We start from the raw sequence: 17,258 nt of genomic DNA on the forward strand, positions 1-17,258 counted from the left end.
CCGGCTCGCGTTTGGGTGTGATGGTAGCCGGCCGGGGACTGGATAATCGCGCCCACCCTTCCACCTGCTCCGACATGCGCGAGACGCCCGAGGACAAGCCTCGCACGCAAGATCTGCCCCCTGCAGACGAGCTCAATGCCTTGCCGGCAGGCACGCCCTTTGGCGCGCTGGAGATCCTGCGCACGGTGGGGGTGGGCGGTTTCGGCATCGTCTACCTGGCGCAAGACCACGCGCTGCAGCGGCTGGTGGCGGTGAAGGAATACATGCCGGGCCAACTGGCCCAGCGCGGCACCGGCTCGCAGGTCTCGCTGCGTTCGAGCTCGCACCAGGAGACCTTCGAGGTAGGCCGCCGCTCGTTCGTCAACGAGGCCCGGCTGCTGGCCCGTTTCGATCACCGCTCGCTGCTGAAGGTCTACCAGTTCTGGGAAGCCAACGGCACCGCCTACATGGCGATGCCTTTTCTGCAAGGCAAGACGCTGAAGCAGGTGCGTCAGGCGATGGCGGGGCCGCCGAACGAAGCTTACCTGCTGAAGGTGCTGCTGCCGCTGCTGGACGGGCTGCGCCTGCTGCACGGCGAGTCGGTCTACCACCGCGACATCGCCCCCGACAACATCTTGCTGCCCGATGGTGGCGGCGACCCGATCCTGCTCGATTTTGGTGCGGCGCGCCATGCCATCGGCGACCGCACCCAGATGTTCACGGCGATCCTGAAACCCAGCTTCGCGCCGATCGAGCAATACGGTGAGGCTGTCGGTCTGCGGCAAGGGCCCTGGACCGATCTGTTCGCCCTTGGCGCGGTTGCGCACTACCTGATCCTCGGGCGGCCGCCACCCGCCGCGACCACCCGCGCAGTCAGCGACGGTTACCAGCCGCTGGCCGGCATGGCGTTGCCGGGCCTGTCGACCACCGTGTTGGCGGCGATCGACTGGGCACTGCGGGTGCGGCCACAAGACCGACCGCAGACCGTGGACGAAATGCGGGCGGCGCTGATGGGCGAGATCAAGCCGCCGCCGCTGCAGCAGCCCATGGCCGCAGCCGAGCCGGAGCGCGCCGAAGCGACGCCGGATCCGACCGGCTACGACGCCACCGTGCCGCTCAGCCGGGCGCTGGCCGCTGCCGCCCTCGCGAAATCCATGCCGGCGGCGAAGGCCGATCGACCGGCGGCCAAGGCGCGCAGTGCGTCGAAGCGACCATCGGGCAGCGCCAAGCCAAGTGCTGCACGACCTGGCGGCGCGCCTTGGCTGGGCCCGGCGATGCTCTGGGGCGGCGCCGCGGTGCTTGCGGTGGCGGCGGTGGGTTGGTGGTGGTCGGGCAGCGGCGAAGCGCCGACGGACGAACCGGTGGTCGACGAAGCTGCGGTGCAGACGGCTGCCGTGTCGCCTTCGACGACGGCAGTCCCCGGCCCGGCAGCGGTGGCGCCACCGCCAGCGGCGCAAGCCCCAGCCGCGGCTGCCCGCACGGGCAATCCGCAAGGGGCGGTCGGCAAGCCGGTGCCCCCAGAGTCGTTCAAGCCGGCGCCGGTACGTGACGCACTGGTGACACCGGTCGAGCCGCGTCCGATCCCGGTGACACGCCCGACGGTTGGTGTCGACACGACGTCCACGCCGGGGTCGACCACGACGACGGGTGTGACCGGTGCGGCCGACCCGCGCGCGGCCTGCGGCAAGAAGGTCTTCCTGGCGATGACGCTGTGCATCGACCGCCTGTGTCGCAAGCCGGCCTACGCCGGCGCCGAAGAGTGCGTGAAACTGCGCGAGTTGCGAGACCAGCGCGAACAGCAGCGCCACTGAGCACCACTCAGCGACTGCAGCGCGTCCGGCGATCTTCACCCAGCCTCGAGCAAAGCCGAGATCTGGTCGTAGGGCAGGGGCCGGCTGACCAGGTAGCCCTGCATTTCATCGCAGCGCAATGCCCGCAGCATGCGGGCCTGCTCTTCGGTCTCTACCCCTTCGGCGACGACCTTCTTGTGCAGCGAATGCGCGAGCGAGATCATCGTCGAGACCAGCGTCATGCTGTTCTGGTCTTGCAGCATGGTGCTGATGAAGGCGCGGTCGATTTTCAGCGTCTGGGCGGGCAGCCGGGCCAGGTAGGCCAGGGACGAATAGCCCGTGCCGAAGTCGTCGATCGAGATATCGATGCCGAGCGCGCACAGCGCGTGCAGCTTGCCGATCGTCGACTCGATGTCCTGCATCGCCAGGCTTTCGGTGATCTCGATGTCGATGCCATGCGGCACCGCGCCGCAGGCGAGCGCCGCCTCCACGGTGGATACGAAGTCGGGCTTGCGCAGCTGGACGGCCGACACGTTCACTGCGATGCGTGGTGCCACCATGCTGCGCTCGACCCAGCGCTTTCGGTCCCCGGCGGCCTGGCTCAGCGCCCACAGGCCGACCTCGAGGATCAGCCCGGTCTCCTCCATCACCGGGATGAACTTCATCGGCGGCACCAGCCCTTGCGTGGGGCTGTTCCAGCGGATCAATGCCTCCACTGCGACGATGCGGCGCGTCGCGAGATCCACTTTGGGTTGGTAGTGCAGTACGAATTCGTCGTTCTCCAGCGCCCGCCGCAGCTGGTTCTCCAGCGCCAGCTTTTCGGCCACCGCCTCGGTCATGCGCGGGTTGTAGAACAGTGATCGTTCGGTGGTGGCCTTGGCCTTGCGCACGGCGACCTCGGAGTTTCGGAACAGCGCTTCGGCGTCGGCGCCGTCGTTCGGGTACAGCGCGATGCCGATCTTGGCGGAGGGGCGCAGCTCGTGGCCTTCGATGTCGAACGGATGGCCGAAGCAATGCAGGTAGTGTTCGGTCGCGGCGCGCTGGACGTCGGCGTCGGAGCGCACGCCAGGCATCACCAACGCGAAATGGTCGGCCCCGATTCGCGCCACATGCGCATGGTTGCCGGCGGCCTGCACCAGGCGCTCGGCCACCTGCTTGAGCAGGGCGTCGCCTGCATGTCGACCGAGCGTGTCGTTGATCGTCTTGAAGCGCTCGATGTCGAACAGTGCCAGGGCCAGCCGCAACCCTTCGGCGTCTGCCGTGGCCACGTGCTGTTGCAGCCGCTCGTGCAGCAGCGCGCTGTTGGCCAGGCCGGTGAGCGCGTCGTAGTAGGCCAGGTAGTTCAGCTGTTCTTCCTTGGCCAGGTGGTCGAGCGCGAACGAAATGTCGCCGGCCAGGTCCTGCAGCAGCTTGACCTCGTCGTTGTCGAACACGCCCGTTTCGTCTGCCAGCAGCGTGAGCACGCCGACCGATCGGTCGGCCACCACCAGCGGCAAGCAGGCTGCGGCGCGCAAGCCGGTGGCGCCGGCGTCGTCCAGCGTGCGTGCGAGAAGCGGATCTGCTCGTAGGTCGTTCAGCACGACCGGCAACTTCGAGCGCACGGCCCGGCTCGCGGGCTGGTTGCCGCCCAGGACGTCGTCGCGCGCGATGATGCGGATCACGTCGAGGTGCCGTGGCTCGCCGCCGCGCGAGGCCACCACCTGGCCCTCGAGCGTCAGCGGGTCCAGTGTCGCGATCCAGGCCATCTTGAACGCGCCGGCCTCGACGGCGATGCGGCAGGCCTCGCGGAAGAGCTCCTCGCGGCTGCGGGCGCGCACGATGAGCGTGTTGATGCCGCTCAGCACCGCGTGCATCCGCATCAGGCGCCGCACCTTGTCCTCGATGCGCTTTTGCTCGGTCACGTCCTGCAGCGTGCTGAACCAGCGCTGGCCCGCGCCGCCGGCCCCCTCCTCGATCGGCTCGATCACCTGCTGCATGTGCCGCACGCTGCCATCGGGACGCACCAGGCGGTACTCGATGTCGACGCGCTCGCCGGTGATGGCCGCTTCGATGCTCTTGCGCCGGAAGTTGGCTCGATCGTCCGGCAGCAGCAGTTGCAGCCACTCGCGCGTGCTGCCCGGGACCTGGGCGGGTGCCAGGCCCACCAGCTCTGGCAAGGATTCCGACCAGCTCTCGAACGTGCCGCCGGGCCCCGTGACGACGTGGGTGAGCCGCGCCATCCGCTGGGCCTGGCGCAGGCCGGCCTCGCGCTCGCGCAGCGCGGCCTGCGCGCGCAGACGCTGCGTCACGTCGATCGGGCAGACGAAGCGAGCGCGCCGGCCGTGGTGCACCACCTCGTGCGAGGCGATTTCCACGTCGATCAGCGTGCCGTCCTTCAGCCGGTGCCGCCAGACGCCGGAGTTGAAGGCCTGCGCCGACGTGGTGCGAACCGATTCCTCGACGGCGCCGATGTCCTCGGGCGGCCGGATGTCGCGGATGGTCAGCGCCAGGAATTCGTCCCGGGTGTAGCCATACTTGTGGCAAGCGACCTCGTTGACATCGAGGAAGCGCAAGGTTTCGAGATCGTAGACCCACATCGGCAGCGGGTTGGTTTCGAACAGCTGCCGGTACTGCTGCTCGCTGGCGAGCAGGGCCGAACCTCGTTCGCCCGCGCCTTGCGTGGTCATCGGCGTCGCCTCCCTGGGACAACCATCACGCCGCAGTATCGCGGGGCCGCCGCGACGTGGGAAAAAGCGGCACAAACCCCTTCTTGCGGCAGGCGCTTTGCGCGACTGGCGCGGCTGACGCGCCGGCGTGACGGTCGTCACGCCGGCTCTTCGATGCCCAGCTGCGGCTTCAGGGCTGCTCGACCTTCGCCAGGTTGTCTTCCGAGTTGCGGTCGATCCGCTTGTTGTACGGGTCCACCCCGACGAACGCCGGCGGCTGGTCGACCAGCACGGTGATCATCTGCTTGCCGGTGCGGATGCGCTGGCGGGCGAACGACAGCACCGAGGCCGCCGTGTAGCCGGGCCGTCCGGGTTCGGCACTGAACACACCGATGTCGAACGGCTCGTCGAGCGTTTCTTCGGTCTCCTTGCCCTGGCCGTCGGCGTAGAGCTTCTTCGCCTCGACCTCGAAGCGGACCTCGTACTTGCCGTCCGCGCGCTTCGTCACCTCGGGCTTGGTCGCCTTCACGTCCCACAGCGTGATCTTCTCGAACAGGTCGACGATCAGTTGCTCGTGTTCCGGCCCGGCCTCTTCGCGCATCAGCCTGAGGAAGTCGGTCGTGTTGGGGTAGGGTGCGGCCTTGAAGGCGAACTCCTGCAGCAGGCGGGCCATCGCGCGGTTGACCTTGTCCTCGCCGACCACCTCCTTCAGCCAGTACATCGCCAGCGAGCCCTTCTGGTAGTGAATGTAGGGCTGGTCCTCGACACGCGCGAGCGGCAGCTCTTCGAGCACCTCGCCGCCGCGGCGTTTCAGGTAGCGGTCGAGTTCGTACTTCAGGAACTTGCGCATCTGCTCCTTGCCGTAAGTCTTCTCCATCACCAGCAGCGCCGAATACTGCGCGAAGCTCTCCACCAGCATCGTCGCGCCTTGCTGGTGGCTCGACACCAGTTGATGGCCCCACCACTGGTGGCCGATCTCGTGCGCGGTCACGTAGGTGACGACGTCGATCTTGTCTTCGCCTTGTTCCTGCTGCGTCAGGAAGCCGATGGTCTCGGAGTAGGGAATGGTGTTGGCAAAGCTCTGCGCGAAGTCGGCATAGGCCGGGAATTCGAGGATCCGCGCCTGGTGGAACTGGAAGGGCGAGAACTTCTCGTTGAAGACCGCCAACGAGGTCTTCATCGCGTTGACCATCAGGTCCACGTTGTAGCCATGGCCCGGGTGGTAATAGACGGCCAGGTCGGTGTTGCCGGCCTTGTCACGCTTGACCTCGTAGCGGCCCGACTGGATCGAGAAGAAGTGGTTGATCGGCGCGTCGGAGACGAAGTGCGCGGTGCGACGTCCGTTCGCGGTCGTGTCGGACACCGTGCGGCCCGGAGCGATCGGCGTCTGGTCGGCGTCGGTCGTCACCGTGATGTCGGCCGTGACCCAGTCGCTGGCGGCGCTGAACATGCTGCGCGAACGTCCGGCTTCGTCTTCCAGCGTCGGCGGGCGCAGGTCCGGGGGCAGGCCGTGCTTGCGGCGCTTGGCGCGGTCTTTCAGCAGGTTGTCGCGCGACATGCCGATGATCGGCGAGATCTCGTAGTTGTCGACGAAGGAGCCGTTCTCCACCAGCCGCGTCAGCGGGGCGCTGTTCGGGAAGCCGCGTTCCTGCAGCGTGGTGACGAAGCGCATCTCGCGAACCTCGCCGGGCTGCATGGCGGGCTGCAGGCGGTAGATGCGGTACGGGTACTGCTCGTACTGCTTCTCCAGCACCGCGCCGTCCATCGCCAATTGGTCGATCTTGAGCTTGTCTGCCCAGTTGACGTGCAACTGCTCGATCGGGCCGCCGGTGCGGTTCTCGATGCGGTAGGTGCCTGACGTCACCGCCTTGGCTTCACGCGGGTAGAGCTGCACGTCGAGCTTGACGCCGGTGACGCGCGGCAGTGGCAGCTTCTCGAACGGGAGCAGGTCGCGCTCCATGTTTGCCAGCATCTCCTCCCGCTCGGGCGCCGGCTGGTAGCTGTTGAGCACGTTGGTGTTGTAGAAGATCCAGGCGCCGGCACCCACGCAGGTCGCCAGGCCGGCACCACCAAGGGCCAGCGCGCCGCCGCGCAGCCGGCGGGGCAGGGCCGCCAGGCGCGGACGCAGTGCAGTCGTGGTACCACGGCGCCACAGCGCGTAGGCCAGCACGGCGAGCACGGTGACGAAGCCGGTCCAGTAGACGTGGAACCAGGCGGCGCCTTGCCAGAAGCGGCCCATGCCGTTGAAGTCCGACAGCGGGACCGGCGACGTGCCGCTGAAGTTGTACAGGTTGTGCTCGAGGCCCGCCGATGCGAAGACGAACGCGGCGACGACGAACAGCAGCATTGCGCCCCAGCCGACGAACTTCTGCGGCACCAGCACCTGCACGAAGACCGACAGCACAGCCAGCTGCAGCGCTTGGATCAGCATCGGCAGCGCGAACCACAGGAAGTAGCTACCGAGTTCGAAGTGCGTGTAGCCCTTGAGCACCTGCACCAGCATGCCGCTGAGCACCGCGACGAAGGCGGTCGCGGCCAGCACCAGCGTGATGGCGACGATCTTCGGTACCAGGTGCGTCCAGTCCGGCGCGGCGGTGGCATCGACGATCTCATGCACCCGGCGTTCGCGGTCACGCCAGACGAGTTCGCCGGCGTAATAGATCGCGATCACCATCGGCATGAAGGAAAACGCCTGCTGCAGCGCAATCACCATCAGCCGGGTCACCGGGTACGAGATGGCCCCGTACCAATCGTTGGTGAACCACAGCGAGAACCCTGCATTGAGCACGCCGATGAACAGCAGCACGAAGAAGGCCGGGCTGCGGAAGACGAACGCCATGTCGAAGCGAGCCAGCGTCATCAGCTGAGCCAGCCCGATCGACGCGCCGGTCTTGGGCGTCGGCAGCGCGATGCTGCGCTTGGCGCTGGGCGCGGTCGCCTCTTGCGGGGCGGCTGGCTTCGCATCCGCGTTGCCCGAAGCGCGCGTTTCAAAGCGGAAGCTGCGCCAGGCGATGGCGAACAGGATCGCTGCGACGCCGAGCCAGAGGGCGCGATTGGCCAGCATCAGCCCGTCCATCGGCGGCAGCAGCGTGTTGCGATCGGCTGCCGTCCAGTACTTGGTCAGGTGCATCAGCGGCGAAATGCCGAACGGATCGGACAGTGCCGACAAGGTGTAGTTCTGCAGGTCGCGCAGCATGATGCGCGACACCGAGAAGCCCACCAGCAGCGCCACCGCGCAGATGTACGTCCACATCATCGAGCGCGTGGCGGTGGCGAGCGCGAAGAACGCCGCGCCGGTCACCAGCAGCGTAGGCAGGCCGAAGAAGAACAGCGCGTAGAGATAGTGGCTCGGCACGAAGGGGCCCAGCTTCTCCGGATCCAGCCATGGCATCAGCGAGCCGACGGCAATCGCCAGCGGCACCGCGGCCAGCACCATCAGCGCAGCCACGACCGCGCCGACGAATCGGCCACCGAGGTAGGCGCCCTTGGTCAGGCGCGTGCTGCGCAGGATCGGTGCGAAGCCGGTCTCGTCGTCACGCAGCACCGGGCCAGCGACCATCGCGACGACCACGAACACCGCGAAGACGCTCATGATCCCGAGCGTCTGCATGATCGCGAACGGCGAGTTCACGTTGACGTTGCCTTTGCTGCCGATCTGGATCGTGTCGACCGTCGTGGCACCGAACGTAAGCAGGAAAAACAGCAGGCAGCCGACCCAGAACACTGGGCTCTTGATCTGGTAGCGCCATTCGAATTTGGCAATGTGCGCAAACATGGTCAGGCTGCCTTCTGTTGTTTGGCGATGGCAGCGGCCGCGGCGTGGCGATGCCGAGTCAGCGTCGAGAAGTAGACGTCTTCCAGGCCGGCGTCGACCTGCGTGAAGCCCACGCCCGGCGAAGCATCGGCAATCACGCGGATCACCGTGCGGCCGCCGCGCAGGCGGGTTGCGATCACGTCATGCGCCCCGCGCGCGGCGTCGAGCTCGTGCTTGTCGATGCTGGCCTGCCAGATGCGGCCCTGGATCGCGGCGATCAGCTCGGCCGGCGTGCCGGTCTGCACGATGCGGCCACCGACCAGGATGGCCATGCGCGGGCACAGGTCGGTCACGTCGTCGACGATGTGGGTCGATAGGATCACGACCACGCTCTCGCCGATCTCGGACAGCAGGTTGTTGAAGCGGTTGCGCTCTTCGGGGTCGAGGCCCGCGGTGGGTTCGTCGACGATGATCAGCCGCGGGTTGCCGATCAGCGCCTGGGCGATGCCGAAGCGCTGTCGCATGCCGCCCGAGAAGCCGGCGATGGCCTTCTTGCGCACGTCCCACAGGTTGACCTGGCGCAGCAGCGTGTCGACGGTGTCGCGCCGCTCACCGCGGCCGGCGATGCCCTTGAGCACGGCCAGGTGTTCGAGCATGTCGTTCGCCGAGACACGCGGGTAGACGCCAAAGTCTTGAGGCAGATAGCCGAGCGTGGCGCGCAGCGACTCCGGCTGCTTCAGCACGTCGATCTCGCTGAACTGGATCTTGCCGGAGGTCGGTACCTGCAGCGTCGCCAGGCAACGCATCAGCGAGGATTTGCCGGCGCCGTTAGGCCCCAGCAGGCCGAACATGCCGGCGGGGATGTCCAGCGACACCGCGTCGAGCGCTCGGGTGCCATTGGGATAGACGTGGGTCAGGTCTCTGATGGACAGCATGCTTGTCTCGCTTTCGTGGTCTGGTTTGGCCAATGGGCCGCGAACGGCGTGGACTGTATGCAGGCGCCGGCGCCCCGCCGAACGCCAAACGATAGATTGCAGCGCCAAGCCGATGGGCTGCGCAAACTGCGGCATGAATGGTGAAACCTGCGCCACCCCCTTGACCTAGAGTGCACTCCACCCTGTCCAATGCCTTCAGGAGACCCGCCGAGCATGAACGACGCCCACCTGTTGATCGGCAGCCTGGTCGAGCGGACCGGCCGCAGCGTGCACACCATCCGCTGGTACGAGCGGCAGGGGCTGGTGCCTGGCGTGCAGCGCGATGCGGGAGGCCGACGTCGCTACAGCGAGCTGCATGTCGGCTGGCTGCTGCTGATGGACCGGCTGCGCCGCACAGGCATGAGCATCGCCGAGATGCGCGAATACACCGCGCTGGTGCAGCAAGGCAAAGCGACGTTGAGGCAACGCCAGGCGATGCTGAAGGCCCACCGCGAACGCGTGCAGCGAACGATTGACGAATGGACCGAGGCGCTGACCCTGCTCGACGACAAGATCGATTTCTATGGCGCGTGGATCAGCAGCGGCAAGCGGCCACCGCGCGACACGCTGGCTGCCGCAGCCACATCCAAAGCCGCCCACCCCTCACCGAAAGGCAAGACACGATGAACCGCCCTGAATTCGAGGCGCCGACCATGGCGCAGCGCAACAAGCAGTTGATGCAGGCCATCTTCGCCGAACTGGCGCTGGGTAACGGCCGTCCGTTTCGTGAAGCCATGGCCGACGACTTCTGCTGGAAGATTGCCGGCCAGGCGACCTGGTCGGGCGAATGGAAGGGCAAGCAGGCGGTGCTCGAGGGCTTGTTGAAGCCGCTGTACGAGCGTTTTGAAACCACCTACACCAACCAGGCTGACGACTTCATTGCCGAGGACGACAAGGTCGTCGTGCAGTGCCGCGGCAACGTGGTGACCAAGAGCGGCCAGCGCTACGACAACCACTACTGCATGGTCTTTCGCCTCGAGGGCGGGCAGTTGCGTGAACTGGTCGAGTACATGGACACCGAGTTGGCCGCCCGCGCGCTTGGCGCGCCCTGAGAGGAGGCTCGCGTGCCCAGCGCCGTCTCGCGCCCGTAGGCTACTGCGGGCAGCGCAGCACCGCGCCTTGCAGCGTGCAGGTGCCGCGGGGCCCGATCAGGTTCGGCCCCGATTTCTCGAGCCGCGTGCCGTCGCTGGCCCAGCAGCCCGTGGCATCGCAGCCCACGACGGTCACCAGCGGCTCGGTACGCGCAGGAACGACAGGGGCGGCGGTGGTAGGGGCCGGTGCAGGGGGCGTGGGCTGACCGGTTGGCGCCGGCCGCGCGGGCGACACCGGCGCCACCGTGACAGGTGGTTGCACGGTGCGTTGCGACGGCGACGGTCCGCTGGTACCGGGGCCGAGGCAGATGCGCGCAGCCCGTTCGCGCATCGCCAGCAGTGCTTCCGGTGACGGCCCAGCCGGCGCCGACGCTGGTGGCTTGACGCTCTTCGCCGTCAGCGCGGCCGTTTCCTGCGCCTGCACCGCCGCCAACGCCTGCCGGCATGCCGGGGACTGGGAGGTGTCAGCGATGGCTGGTGCCGCTGGTGTCGGTGTTTGCGCAGCGCCCCAGGGCATGGCCAGCATCAGGCCCAGCGGCGCCAACACGCGGTGGATCGCCGAGCAAGACTTGATGGGAGTAGTGGGCATGGCGGGGCGAGGGTGCGATCTCCTGCGCAGAGCGGCAAACGGTATGCCCAGACATGCCACGGCAGCCTAGAAACGACAAAGCCGCCAGGGCGGCCCTGGCGGCTTTACTCGAGAAGAAGGTGACGAGCCTTGCCCCGGCACTGGTCACAACAGTTAGGGCTGCTTGGTTCCCCACCTGACCCGGTTGGCCGTGCTTCCATGCGAGGAGGCCCGTCAGAGCGGATTGTAAGCGAGGGGCATCGCCCCTTCGTGGCATGCGTCTTCAGTTTCGTGAACCGTGGGGGCTGCGGTGACGGGGGCGCCCGGCAGACCCCAGGTGGCCGAGCCGCGCCCCGCGTCTGCTTGAATTTCGTTACCAGGCGGGCGACGGGCAAGGCTATGCTGCCGCCGGCGCAATTTGCGCTCCCCCTGGAGCCTAACGAATGAAGTTCACCCACACCCTCGCGGCCGCTGCCGTGCTTACCGCCGTTTCGCTGCCTGCGTTCGCCACGCAACCGCACATGGAGACTGCCATGCAGTACCTGCAGCAAGCTCGCGCCGAACTGCAGCGGGCCAGCAGTGACAAGGGCGGCAACCGGGCCGATGCGCTGCGCGCCGTCGACAAGGCGATTGCCGAAGTGCGCCGGGGGATCGAGTACGACCGCACGCACGTCAAGCCGGGCGAGCCATTCCGCCGCTGATCGGCGGGTCGTACTGCGGGCATGGCGGCGCTGCCCGCCTTGCCGGAGCGCGAGCCTGGGGCGGTGGCGGGCACCTTGCCTGCCTCCCTGGACGCGCCCCGTTTGCACGGGTCTGCGTCGTGTGAACGGGCCTCAGCGCAGTTGCAGGTCGTCGTCGCCGAAGCGGATGTTCAGCGGCTCGATCAGCAGCTGCTTGGCGCCGGCCTCGACGTGGCCGGCCACCAGCGCGTCGATGCCCTGGGCCTTGGCGATCGCAACCGTGCGCTCGGCGTCTTCGGCGGCGACGAACAACGCGAAGCCGGCGCCCATGTTCAGCGTTGAATAGGCCTCGCGGTCGTCCTGCTGCGCGTGCTGCTGGATGAACTTCAGCACCGGCGGCACGGCGGGCAGGGCGTTGATGCGATAGGTGAGCGTGCTGGGGTGGCGCAGCAGCTTGCGCCAGCCGTGGCCGGTGATGTTGGCGCAGTAGTGCATCGAGATGCCGGCTTTGGCCAGCGCTTCGGTGACCGGGCTGTACAGCGTGGTTGGCGCCAGCAGCGCGTCGCCGTAGGTCAGGCCCGGCGCCACTTCGGTGAGGTAGCCGTCGGGCAGCCGCTCGACCAGCTTGCGCGCCAGGCTCAGGCCGTTGGCGTGGATGCCGCTCGACGCCAGCATCACGATCGCATCGCCAGGCGCTAGCGCATCGCCAACGCTCAGGCGTGTCTTTGGGTTGATGATGCCGGTGCACGAAGCGGCCAGGTCGATCCGCCCACCTTCGACGATGCCGGCCAGTGCCGGCGTTTCGCCGCCGCCCCAGGCTACCTGGCACACATCGCAGGCTTTCTTCCAGCCTTCGACCAGCGCTTGTGCGCGCTGCGCATCGCCGAACCAGTCGCTGCCGCCGGCGGCCCAGTAGGCCTGCACGACCAGCGGCGTGGCGCCGACGGTGATCAGGTCGTTGACCGCCATCGCGATGGTGTCCTGCGCGATGCAGGCGTAGTAGCTTTGACCCGTCAGCGCCTTCATCTCGTCGGCCACCAAGGCTTTGGAGCCCAGGCATTCGACGATGCTGGCCAGGTAGAACGGGCCCACATCCACCACGTAGGCCGATTCGCCCCGCGAGGCCTTCACCTCGGAGAAGCCGTGCCCGGCCAGGTGGCCGGCGGTGGCGGCGGCGGCGCGTTGCGCGGCCACCTTCAGCGGGTCGATCAGGTCGTAGTTGACGCCGGCCTGTTCGTAGCTCAGCGTGCCCGGATTGGAGGGGGTGGAACTCATGGGGCCGGATTATCCGCCAGGCACCACACCCGGCGACGGGGTAACGGCGCGCCCGTCGGCCGGGCGCGAATCCCCTGATCGCCACCGGTGGGACGGTGGTCCCCTCGTAGAATGGCCCGCATGAGCTATGTCGTCCTGGCGCGCAAATACCGTTCGCGCAATTTCGAGGAAATGGTCGGCCAGGACCATGTGGTTCGCGCGTTGACGCATGCCCTCGAACAAGGGCGCCTGCATCACGCGTACTTGTTCACCGGTACCCGCGGCATCGGCAAGACGACCGTGTCGCGCATCCTGGCCAAGTGTCTGAACTGCATTGGGCCGGACGGCAATGGCGGCATCACCGCCAGGCCGTGCGGTGTGTGTACCGCCTGCCGCGAGATCGATGCCGACCGCTACATCGACTACACCGAGCTCGACGCCGCCAGCAACCGCGGCATCGACGAGGCGCGTGACCTGATCGAGCGCGCGTCGTACAAGCCCAGCGTTGGCCGCTTCAAGGTCTTCATGATCGACGAAGCGCACCAGTTGACGAAAGACGCCTTCAACGCGTTGCTGAAGACGCTGGAGGAGCCACCCGAGTACCTGAAATTCGTGCTCGCGACGACCGATCCGGAAAAAATGCTGCCGACGGTGCTGAGCCGCTGCCTGCAGTTCAACCTGCGGCCGATGGCGCCGCAGACGGTGGCCGAGCACCTCGAAAACGTGCTGGCGAAAGAGAACGTGCCGGTCGAGCCGGGCGCCTTGCGTTTGTTGTCCCGCGCGGCGCGCGGCTCGATGCGCGACGCCCTGTCGCTGACCGACCAGGCGATCGCCTATGGTGGCGGCAAGCTCGAAGAGCCGGCCGTGCGCGCGATGCTCGGCTCGGTCGATCGGCGCCATGCGCAACGCCTGATCGAGGCGTTGGCTTCGCGCGATGGCCCGGCGCTGCTGGCCGAAGCCGAAGGGCTTCGCAGTCAGGGGTTGTCGGCTGCCGGCACGCTGGAAGAAATCGCTCGTTTGCTGCAGCAGATGGCGGTTGAACAGGTGGTGCCCGGTGCCCTGGACACGACCGACCCGGATACCGATGCCGCGCGCCAGCTGGCACCGCTGCTTGCGCCGGATGAAACGCAGTTGCTGTACAGCATGGCCCTGCAGGGTCGCGCCGAATTGAGCTTGGCGCCGGACGAATACGCCGGCCTGGTGATGGTGCTGCTGCGCTTCCTCGCATTTCCGGCGAATGGCGGCGGCTTTGAGCGCGCCGCCGACCGCACAGGTGCCTCCAACGCGCCGGCACCGGCTTCGGCCGCGCTGCAGGCCCGTGTGGCTGAGCGGGCACGCGCCCCGGTGCCCGTGCCGGCGCCGGTGGCGCGGCCACCCGCGCCGGCGGTAACGCGGCCCGCCGTGCCTGCGCCGGCACCTGCTCCGCGGCCGGCGGTGGCTACGCAGGCGTCTGCCAAGGTTTCCGACGAGCCCCCCCCGTGGATGGACGAGGCGCCGTTCGAGGATGCCGCGCCGGCTCGCGCGGCCGAGCCGCCTGTGCCCGCGCCGGAGAAAACACCCATCACACTGCGGCCCAGCCCCGCCGCGACACCGGCCGTGCCCGCGCCGGCCCCGGCGGCTGTGCCGGCGGTGCCGCGGGTGCAGCGCACCGCGCTCGGCGACCGCTGGGCCGAGATCGTGGCGGCGCTCGCAGCGGCCAATGCCATTGCCGCGCTGGTCCGCGAACTGGCAATGCAGGCCGAACTCACTGCCATCGAAGCCGCCGAGGGTGGTGGCGAGCGCTGGTGCCTGAGGGTCGAGCGTGAAACGCTGCGCGCGCCGACGCTGGCCGAGAAATTGCAAGCGGCGGTGGTGACGCATGCCGGCCTCAACATCAAGATCGAGGTCAGCGCCGGCGTGCCGGACGATTCCCCGGCGCGTCGCGATGCCGAGGCCGCGGCTTTGCGCCAGCGCGAAGCAGAAGCCATCATCCACAACGACCCCCTGGTGCAGGCCATGTTGGCGCAGTTCTCGACCGCGCGCATCGTGCCCGGTTCGATCCGGCCGGCCTGACACCGCTTTTCACTGAACTTCCAAGGACATACACCATGATGAAGGGTCAACTCGCCGGCCTGATGAAGCAGGCCCAGGCCATGCAAGACAACCTGAAGAAGGCGCAGGAAGAGCTGGCGCTGATCGAGGTCGAGGGCCAGTCGGGCGCCGGCCTGGTGAAGGTCGTGATGACCTGCAAGAACGACGTCAAGCGCGTCACCATCGACCCCAGCCTGCTGGCCGACGACAAGGACATGCTGGAGGACTTGGTTGCCGCCGCCTTCAACGACGCGGTGCGCCGCGCGGAAGCGACGAGCCAGGAAAAGATGGGCAAGCTGACCGCCGGCATGCCGCTGCCCCCGGGCATGAAAATGCCGTTCTAAGGAAGTGGCTCGCCCGATTGCGCCTGCGTTGCGCACGGCGCCGGTTGGTCCAGGTGCTTGGGCTCAGCCGGCTTCGCCGGTTCGCTGCAATAGCGCGCACGGGGGGCAGCTGGCGGCAGCGAGCGTGGGGGCCCCACCATGACCGCGAGTCACCTTGATGCGTTGATCGACGCCTTGCGCAAGCTGCCTGGCGTCGGTGTGAAGTCGGCCCAGCGCATGGCGTTTCACCTGCTCCAGCACGATCGAGCCGGCGCGCAGCAGATCGCCCGTGCCTTGGACGAAGCGGTGCGCCTGGTACGCCATTGCAGCCGTTGTCATACCTTCACCGACCGCGAGCTGTGCACGATCTGCAGCGATGAGCAGCGTGATGCGCGCCAGCTGTGCGTGGTGGAAACGCCGGCCGACCAAGCCGCGCTGGAGCGCACCGGCAGTTACCGCGGCTACTACTACGTGCTGATGGGCCGCATCAGCCCTCTGGACGGCGTGGGTGCCAGCGCGCTCGGCGCGGCCGGCCTGATGGCGCGGGCCCAGGGCGAGGTGGAAGAGGTCATCCTCGCCACCAGCTTCACGGCCGAGGGCGAGGCCACCGCGCACGTACTTTCCGAAGGGCTGAAAGCGCGGGGCCTGAAGGTGACGCGCCTGGCGCGTGGGGTGCCGGCCGGCAGTGAACTCGAATACGTCGACCTGTCGACGATCGCCCACGCACTGGTCGATCGCCGCTGAGCGACGGCGGCATGCGGGCGCCGAAGGGCCGTGAAGGCGCGTAGCCTTGCTGCGCCTTACTTGCGCGCCATCCGCACCGCGCTGGCCTTGGGCGCGGCCACCGAGCGCGTGACCGGCTTGGCCGCTCCCTTGCCGCCCGACCTGGGTTGCGCCGCCGCCGTGCGCGTGCTGGACTTGCCCGACACATAGACGACGATGCTGCTGCCGGCCTTGAAGCGGCCGTTGGCGCTTGTCTTGTTCCATTGCGCCACTTGCGAAGCGGAGACGCGGTAACGCTGCGCCACCGACGCGACCGATTCGCCGCGCTTGCCGGCGCGCAGCGTCAGGCGCTTCAGCCGCGGCGCGTCGGGGGCGAAATTCAGCATGGCGTTGTCGGCCACCTGCTCGGACACATCGGTGTCGCGGTGCGCGCTGCGCGGCACCAGCAGCGTCGAGCCTGCCTTCACCAGCATGCGCGGCGGAATGCGGTTGACCTCGCGCAGCTCGGCTTCGCTGATGCCAACCTGCTTGGCGGCGTCGGCTGGGCGCAGCGTTTTCGGGGCCACCCACGCGGTCCAGGTGGCCAACGGGCCGCGGTGGCTCGCGATCGCTGTCACGAAGTGGTTGGCGTTGTCGTAGGGCAGCAGGATCTGCTCGGTGCCGGCCGCCAGGATCACCGGCTTGTTCATCTGTGGGTTGAGGTAGCGGAATTCCTCCAACGACACATTGGCCAGCTTGGCGGCAAGGCTCACGTCGATGTCCCGCTCGATCGGCACGCTCAGGAAGTACGGGTGGTTCTTCAGCTCAGGCAGTTCGAGGCCGAACGCTTCCGGGTGCAGCACGATGTTCTTCACCGCCTGCAGCTTCGGGATGTAGAGCCGGGTCTCGTCCGGCATGCGCAGGCTCAGGTAGTCGGTCGGCAGGCCGGCCTTCTGATTGCGGGCGATCGCACGTCCCACATTGCCTTCGCCCCAGTTGTATGCGGCCAGCGCGAGGTGCCAGTCGCCAAACATCTTGTAGAGCCGGCCCAGATAGTCGAGCGCGGCGCGGGTCGAGGCCAGCACGTCGCGCCGGTCGTCGCGGAAGATGTTCTGCTTGAGGTCGTAGTCCTTGCCCGTGGAAGGGATGAACTGCCACATGCCCGAGGCACGCGCGACCGACATGGCCTGCGGATTGAACGCGCTCTCGATGAACGGCAGCAGCGCCAGCTCCGCCGGCATGCCGCGCCGCTCGATCTCCTCGACGATGTGGAACAGGTACTTGCGCGAGCGGTCGGTCATGCGCTGCACGTAGTCGGGCCGCGTGGCGTACCACTGCTCGTGCTTGCGCACCAGCTCGTTGTCGAGGTCGGCCATGCCGAAGCTGTTGCGCACGCGCGCCCACAGGTCCTGCTGCGCCTGGCGGTCC

Annotated in this window: 13 protein-coding genes and 1 other RNA gene; 7 read left to right on the forward strand and 7 right to left on the reverse strand. The window is 67.8% G+C overall.

From position 1 onward, the window contains the following. Positions 1–74: 74 nt before the first annotated feature. On the forward strand, positions 75–1,790 hold the full coding sequence (locus tag VFY73_RS03650) for a serine/threonine-protein kinase (protein ID WP_329716554.1): 1,716 nt from the start codon (positions 75–77) through the stop codon (positions 1,788–1,790). Between the two features lie 35 nt (positions 1,791–1,825). Here VFY73_RS03650 and VFY73_RS03655 read toward each other — a convergent pair whose 3' ends face one another. The 3 genes from VFY73_RS03655 to VFY73_RS03665 all read right to left on the reverse strand — a co-directional run bounded on the left by VFY73_RS03655 (position 1,826) and on the right by VFY73_RS03665 (position 9,103). Beyond that, on the reverse strand, positions 1,826–4,435 hold the full coding sequence (locus VFY73_RS03655) for a sensor domain-containing protein (RefSeq protein ID WP_329716555.1): 2,610 nt from the start codon (positions 4,433–4,435) through the stop codon (positions 1,826–1,828). Positions 4,436–4,604: 169 nt separating this feature from the next. Next, positions 4,605–8,189, reverse strand: coding sequence for an ABC transporter permease/M1 family aminopeptidase (locus VFY73_RS03660; protein ID WP_329716556.1), 3,585 nt, complete (start codon positions 8,187–8,189; stop codon positions 4,605–4,607). A gap of 2 nt (positions 8,190–8,191) precedes the next feature. Then, a complete protein-coding gene (locus VFY73_RS03665; RefSeq protein WP_329716557.1) occupies positions 8,192–9,103 on the reverse strand; it encodes an ABC transporter ATP-binding protein in 912 nt (303 codons plus the stop codon). Positions 9,104–9,316: 213 nt separating this feature from the next. On the opposite strand from VFY73_RS03665, the gene VFY73_RS03670 reads away from it, so the two are divergent. Together VFY73_RS03670 and VFY73_RS03675 are read left to right on the forward strand one after the other, a co-directional pair. Further along, a complete protein-coding gene (locus VFY73_RS03670; protein WP_329716558.1) occupies positions 9,317–9,769 on the forward strand; it encodes a MerR family transcriptional regulator in 453 nt (150 codons plus the stop codon). Beyond that, positions 9,766–10,194: a nuclear transport factor 2 family protein gene (locus tag VFY73_RS03675; RefSeq protein ID WP_329716559.1), complete on the forward strand. Its 429-nt coding sequence runs from the start codon at positions 9,766–9,768 to the stop codon at positions 10,192–10,194. Before VFY73_RS03670 ends, VFY73_RS03675 begins: the two co-directional genes overlap by 4 nt. Positions 10,195–10,234: 40 nt before the next feature. Here the strand turns inward: VFY73_RS03675 and VFY73_RS03680 are convergent, their stop codons facing one another. Both VFY73_RS03680 and ffs read right to left on the reverse strand, forming a co-directional pair. After that, the gene (locus tag VFY73_RS03680) at positions 10,235–10,822 is read right to left on the reverse strand and encodes a hypothetical protein (RefSeq protein ID WP_329716560.1); all 588 of its coding nucleotides are present in this window, start codon (positions 10,820–10,822) and stop codon (positions 10,235–10,237) included. Positions 10,823–10,940: 118 nt separating this feature from the next. Next, positions 10,941–11,037: signal recognition particle sRNA small type (gene ffs, locus VFY73_RS03685), an RNA gene on the reverse strand. A 207-nt stretch (positions 11,038–11,244) separates the two neighbouring features. Between ffs and VFY73_RS03690 the strand changes: the two genes are divergently transcribed. Then, a complete protein-coding gene (locus VFY73_RS03690; protein ID WP_329716561.1) occupies positions 11,245–11,502 on the forward strand; it encodes a hypothetical protein in 258 nt (85 codons plus the stop codon). 132 nt (positions 11,503–11,634) lie between these two features. Here the strand turns inward: VFY73_RS03690 and VFY73_RS03695 are convergent, their stop codons facing one another. After that, positions 11,635–12,756: an AIR synthase-related protein gene (locus tag VFY73_RS03695; protein WP_329716562.1), complete on the reverse strand. Its 1,122-nt coding sequence runs from the start codon at positions 12,754–12,756 to the stop codon at positions 11,635–11,637. Between the two features lie 120 nt (positions 12,757–12,876). On the opposite strand from VFY73_RS03695, the gene dnaX reads away from it, so the two are divergent. From dnaX to recR, 3 genes are all read left to right on the forward strand, one after another. Then, positions 12,877–14,787, forward strand: coding sequence for a DNA polymerase III subunit gamma/tau (gene dnaX, locus VFY73_RS03700; RefSeq protein ID WP_329716563.1), 1,911 nt, complete (start codon positions 12,877–12,879; stop codon positions 14,785–14,787). Between the two features lie 35 nt (positions 14,788–14,822). Then, positions 14,823–15,149: a YbaB/EbfC family nucleoid-associated protein gene (locus tag VFY73_RS03705; protein ID WP_329716564.1), complete on the forward strand. Its 327-nt coding sequence runs from the start codon at positions 14,823–14,825 to the stop codon at positions 15,147–15,149. A gap of 138 nt (positions 15,150–15,287) precedes the next feature. After that, positions 15,288–15,872 carry a recombination mediator RecR gene (recR, locus tag VFY73_RS03710; protein WP_329716565.1) on the forward strand — a complete coding sequence of 195 codons (585 nt, stop codon included), beginning with the start codon at positions 15,288–15,290 and terminating at the stop codon, positions 15,870–15,872. A gap of 56 nt (positions 15,873–15,928) precedes the next feature. Here the strand turns inward: recR and VFY73_RS03715 are convergent. Further along, positions 15,929–17,258: transglycosylase SLT domain-containing protein (locus tag VFY73_RS03715; RefSeq protein ID WP_329716566.1), on the reverse strand; the 1,330-nt coding region annotated here is incomplete at its 5' end.

The organism is Ideonella sp. (assembly GCF_036277275.1).
GTDB lineage: Bacteria > Pseudomonadota > Gammaproteobacteria > Burkholderiales > Burkholderiaceae_C > Ideonella.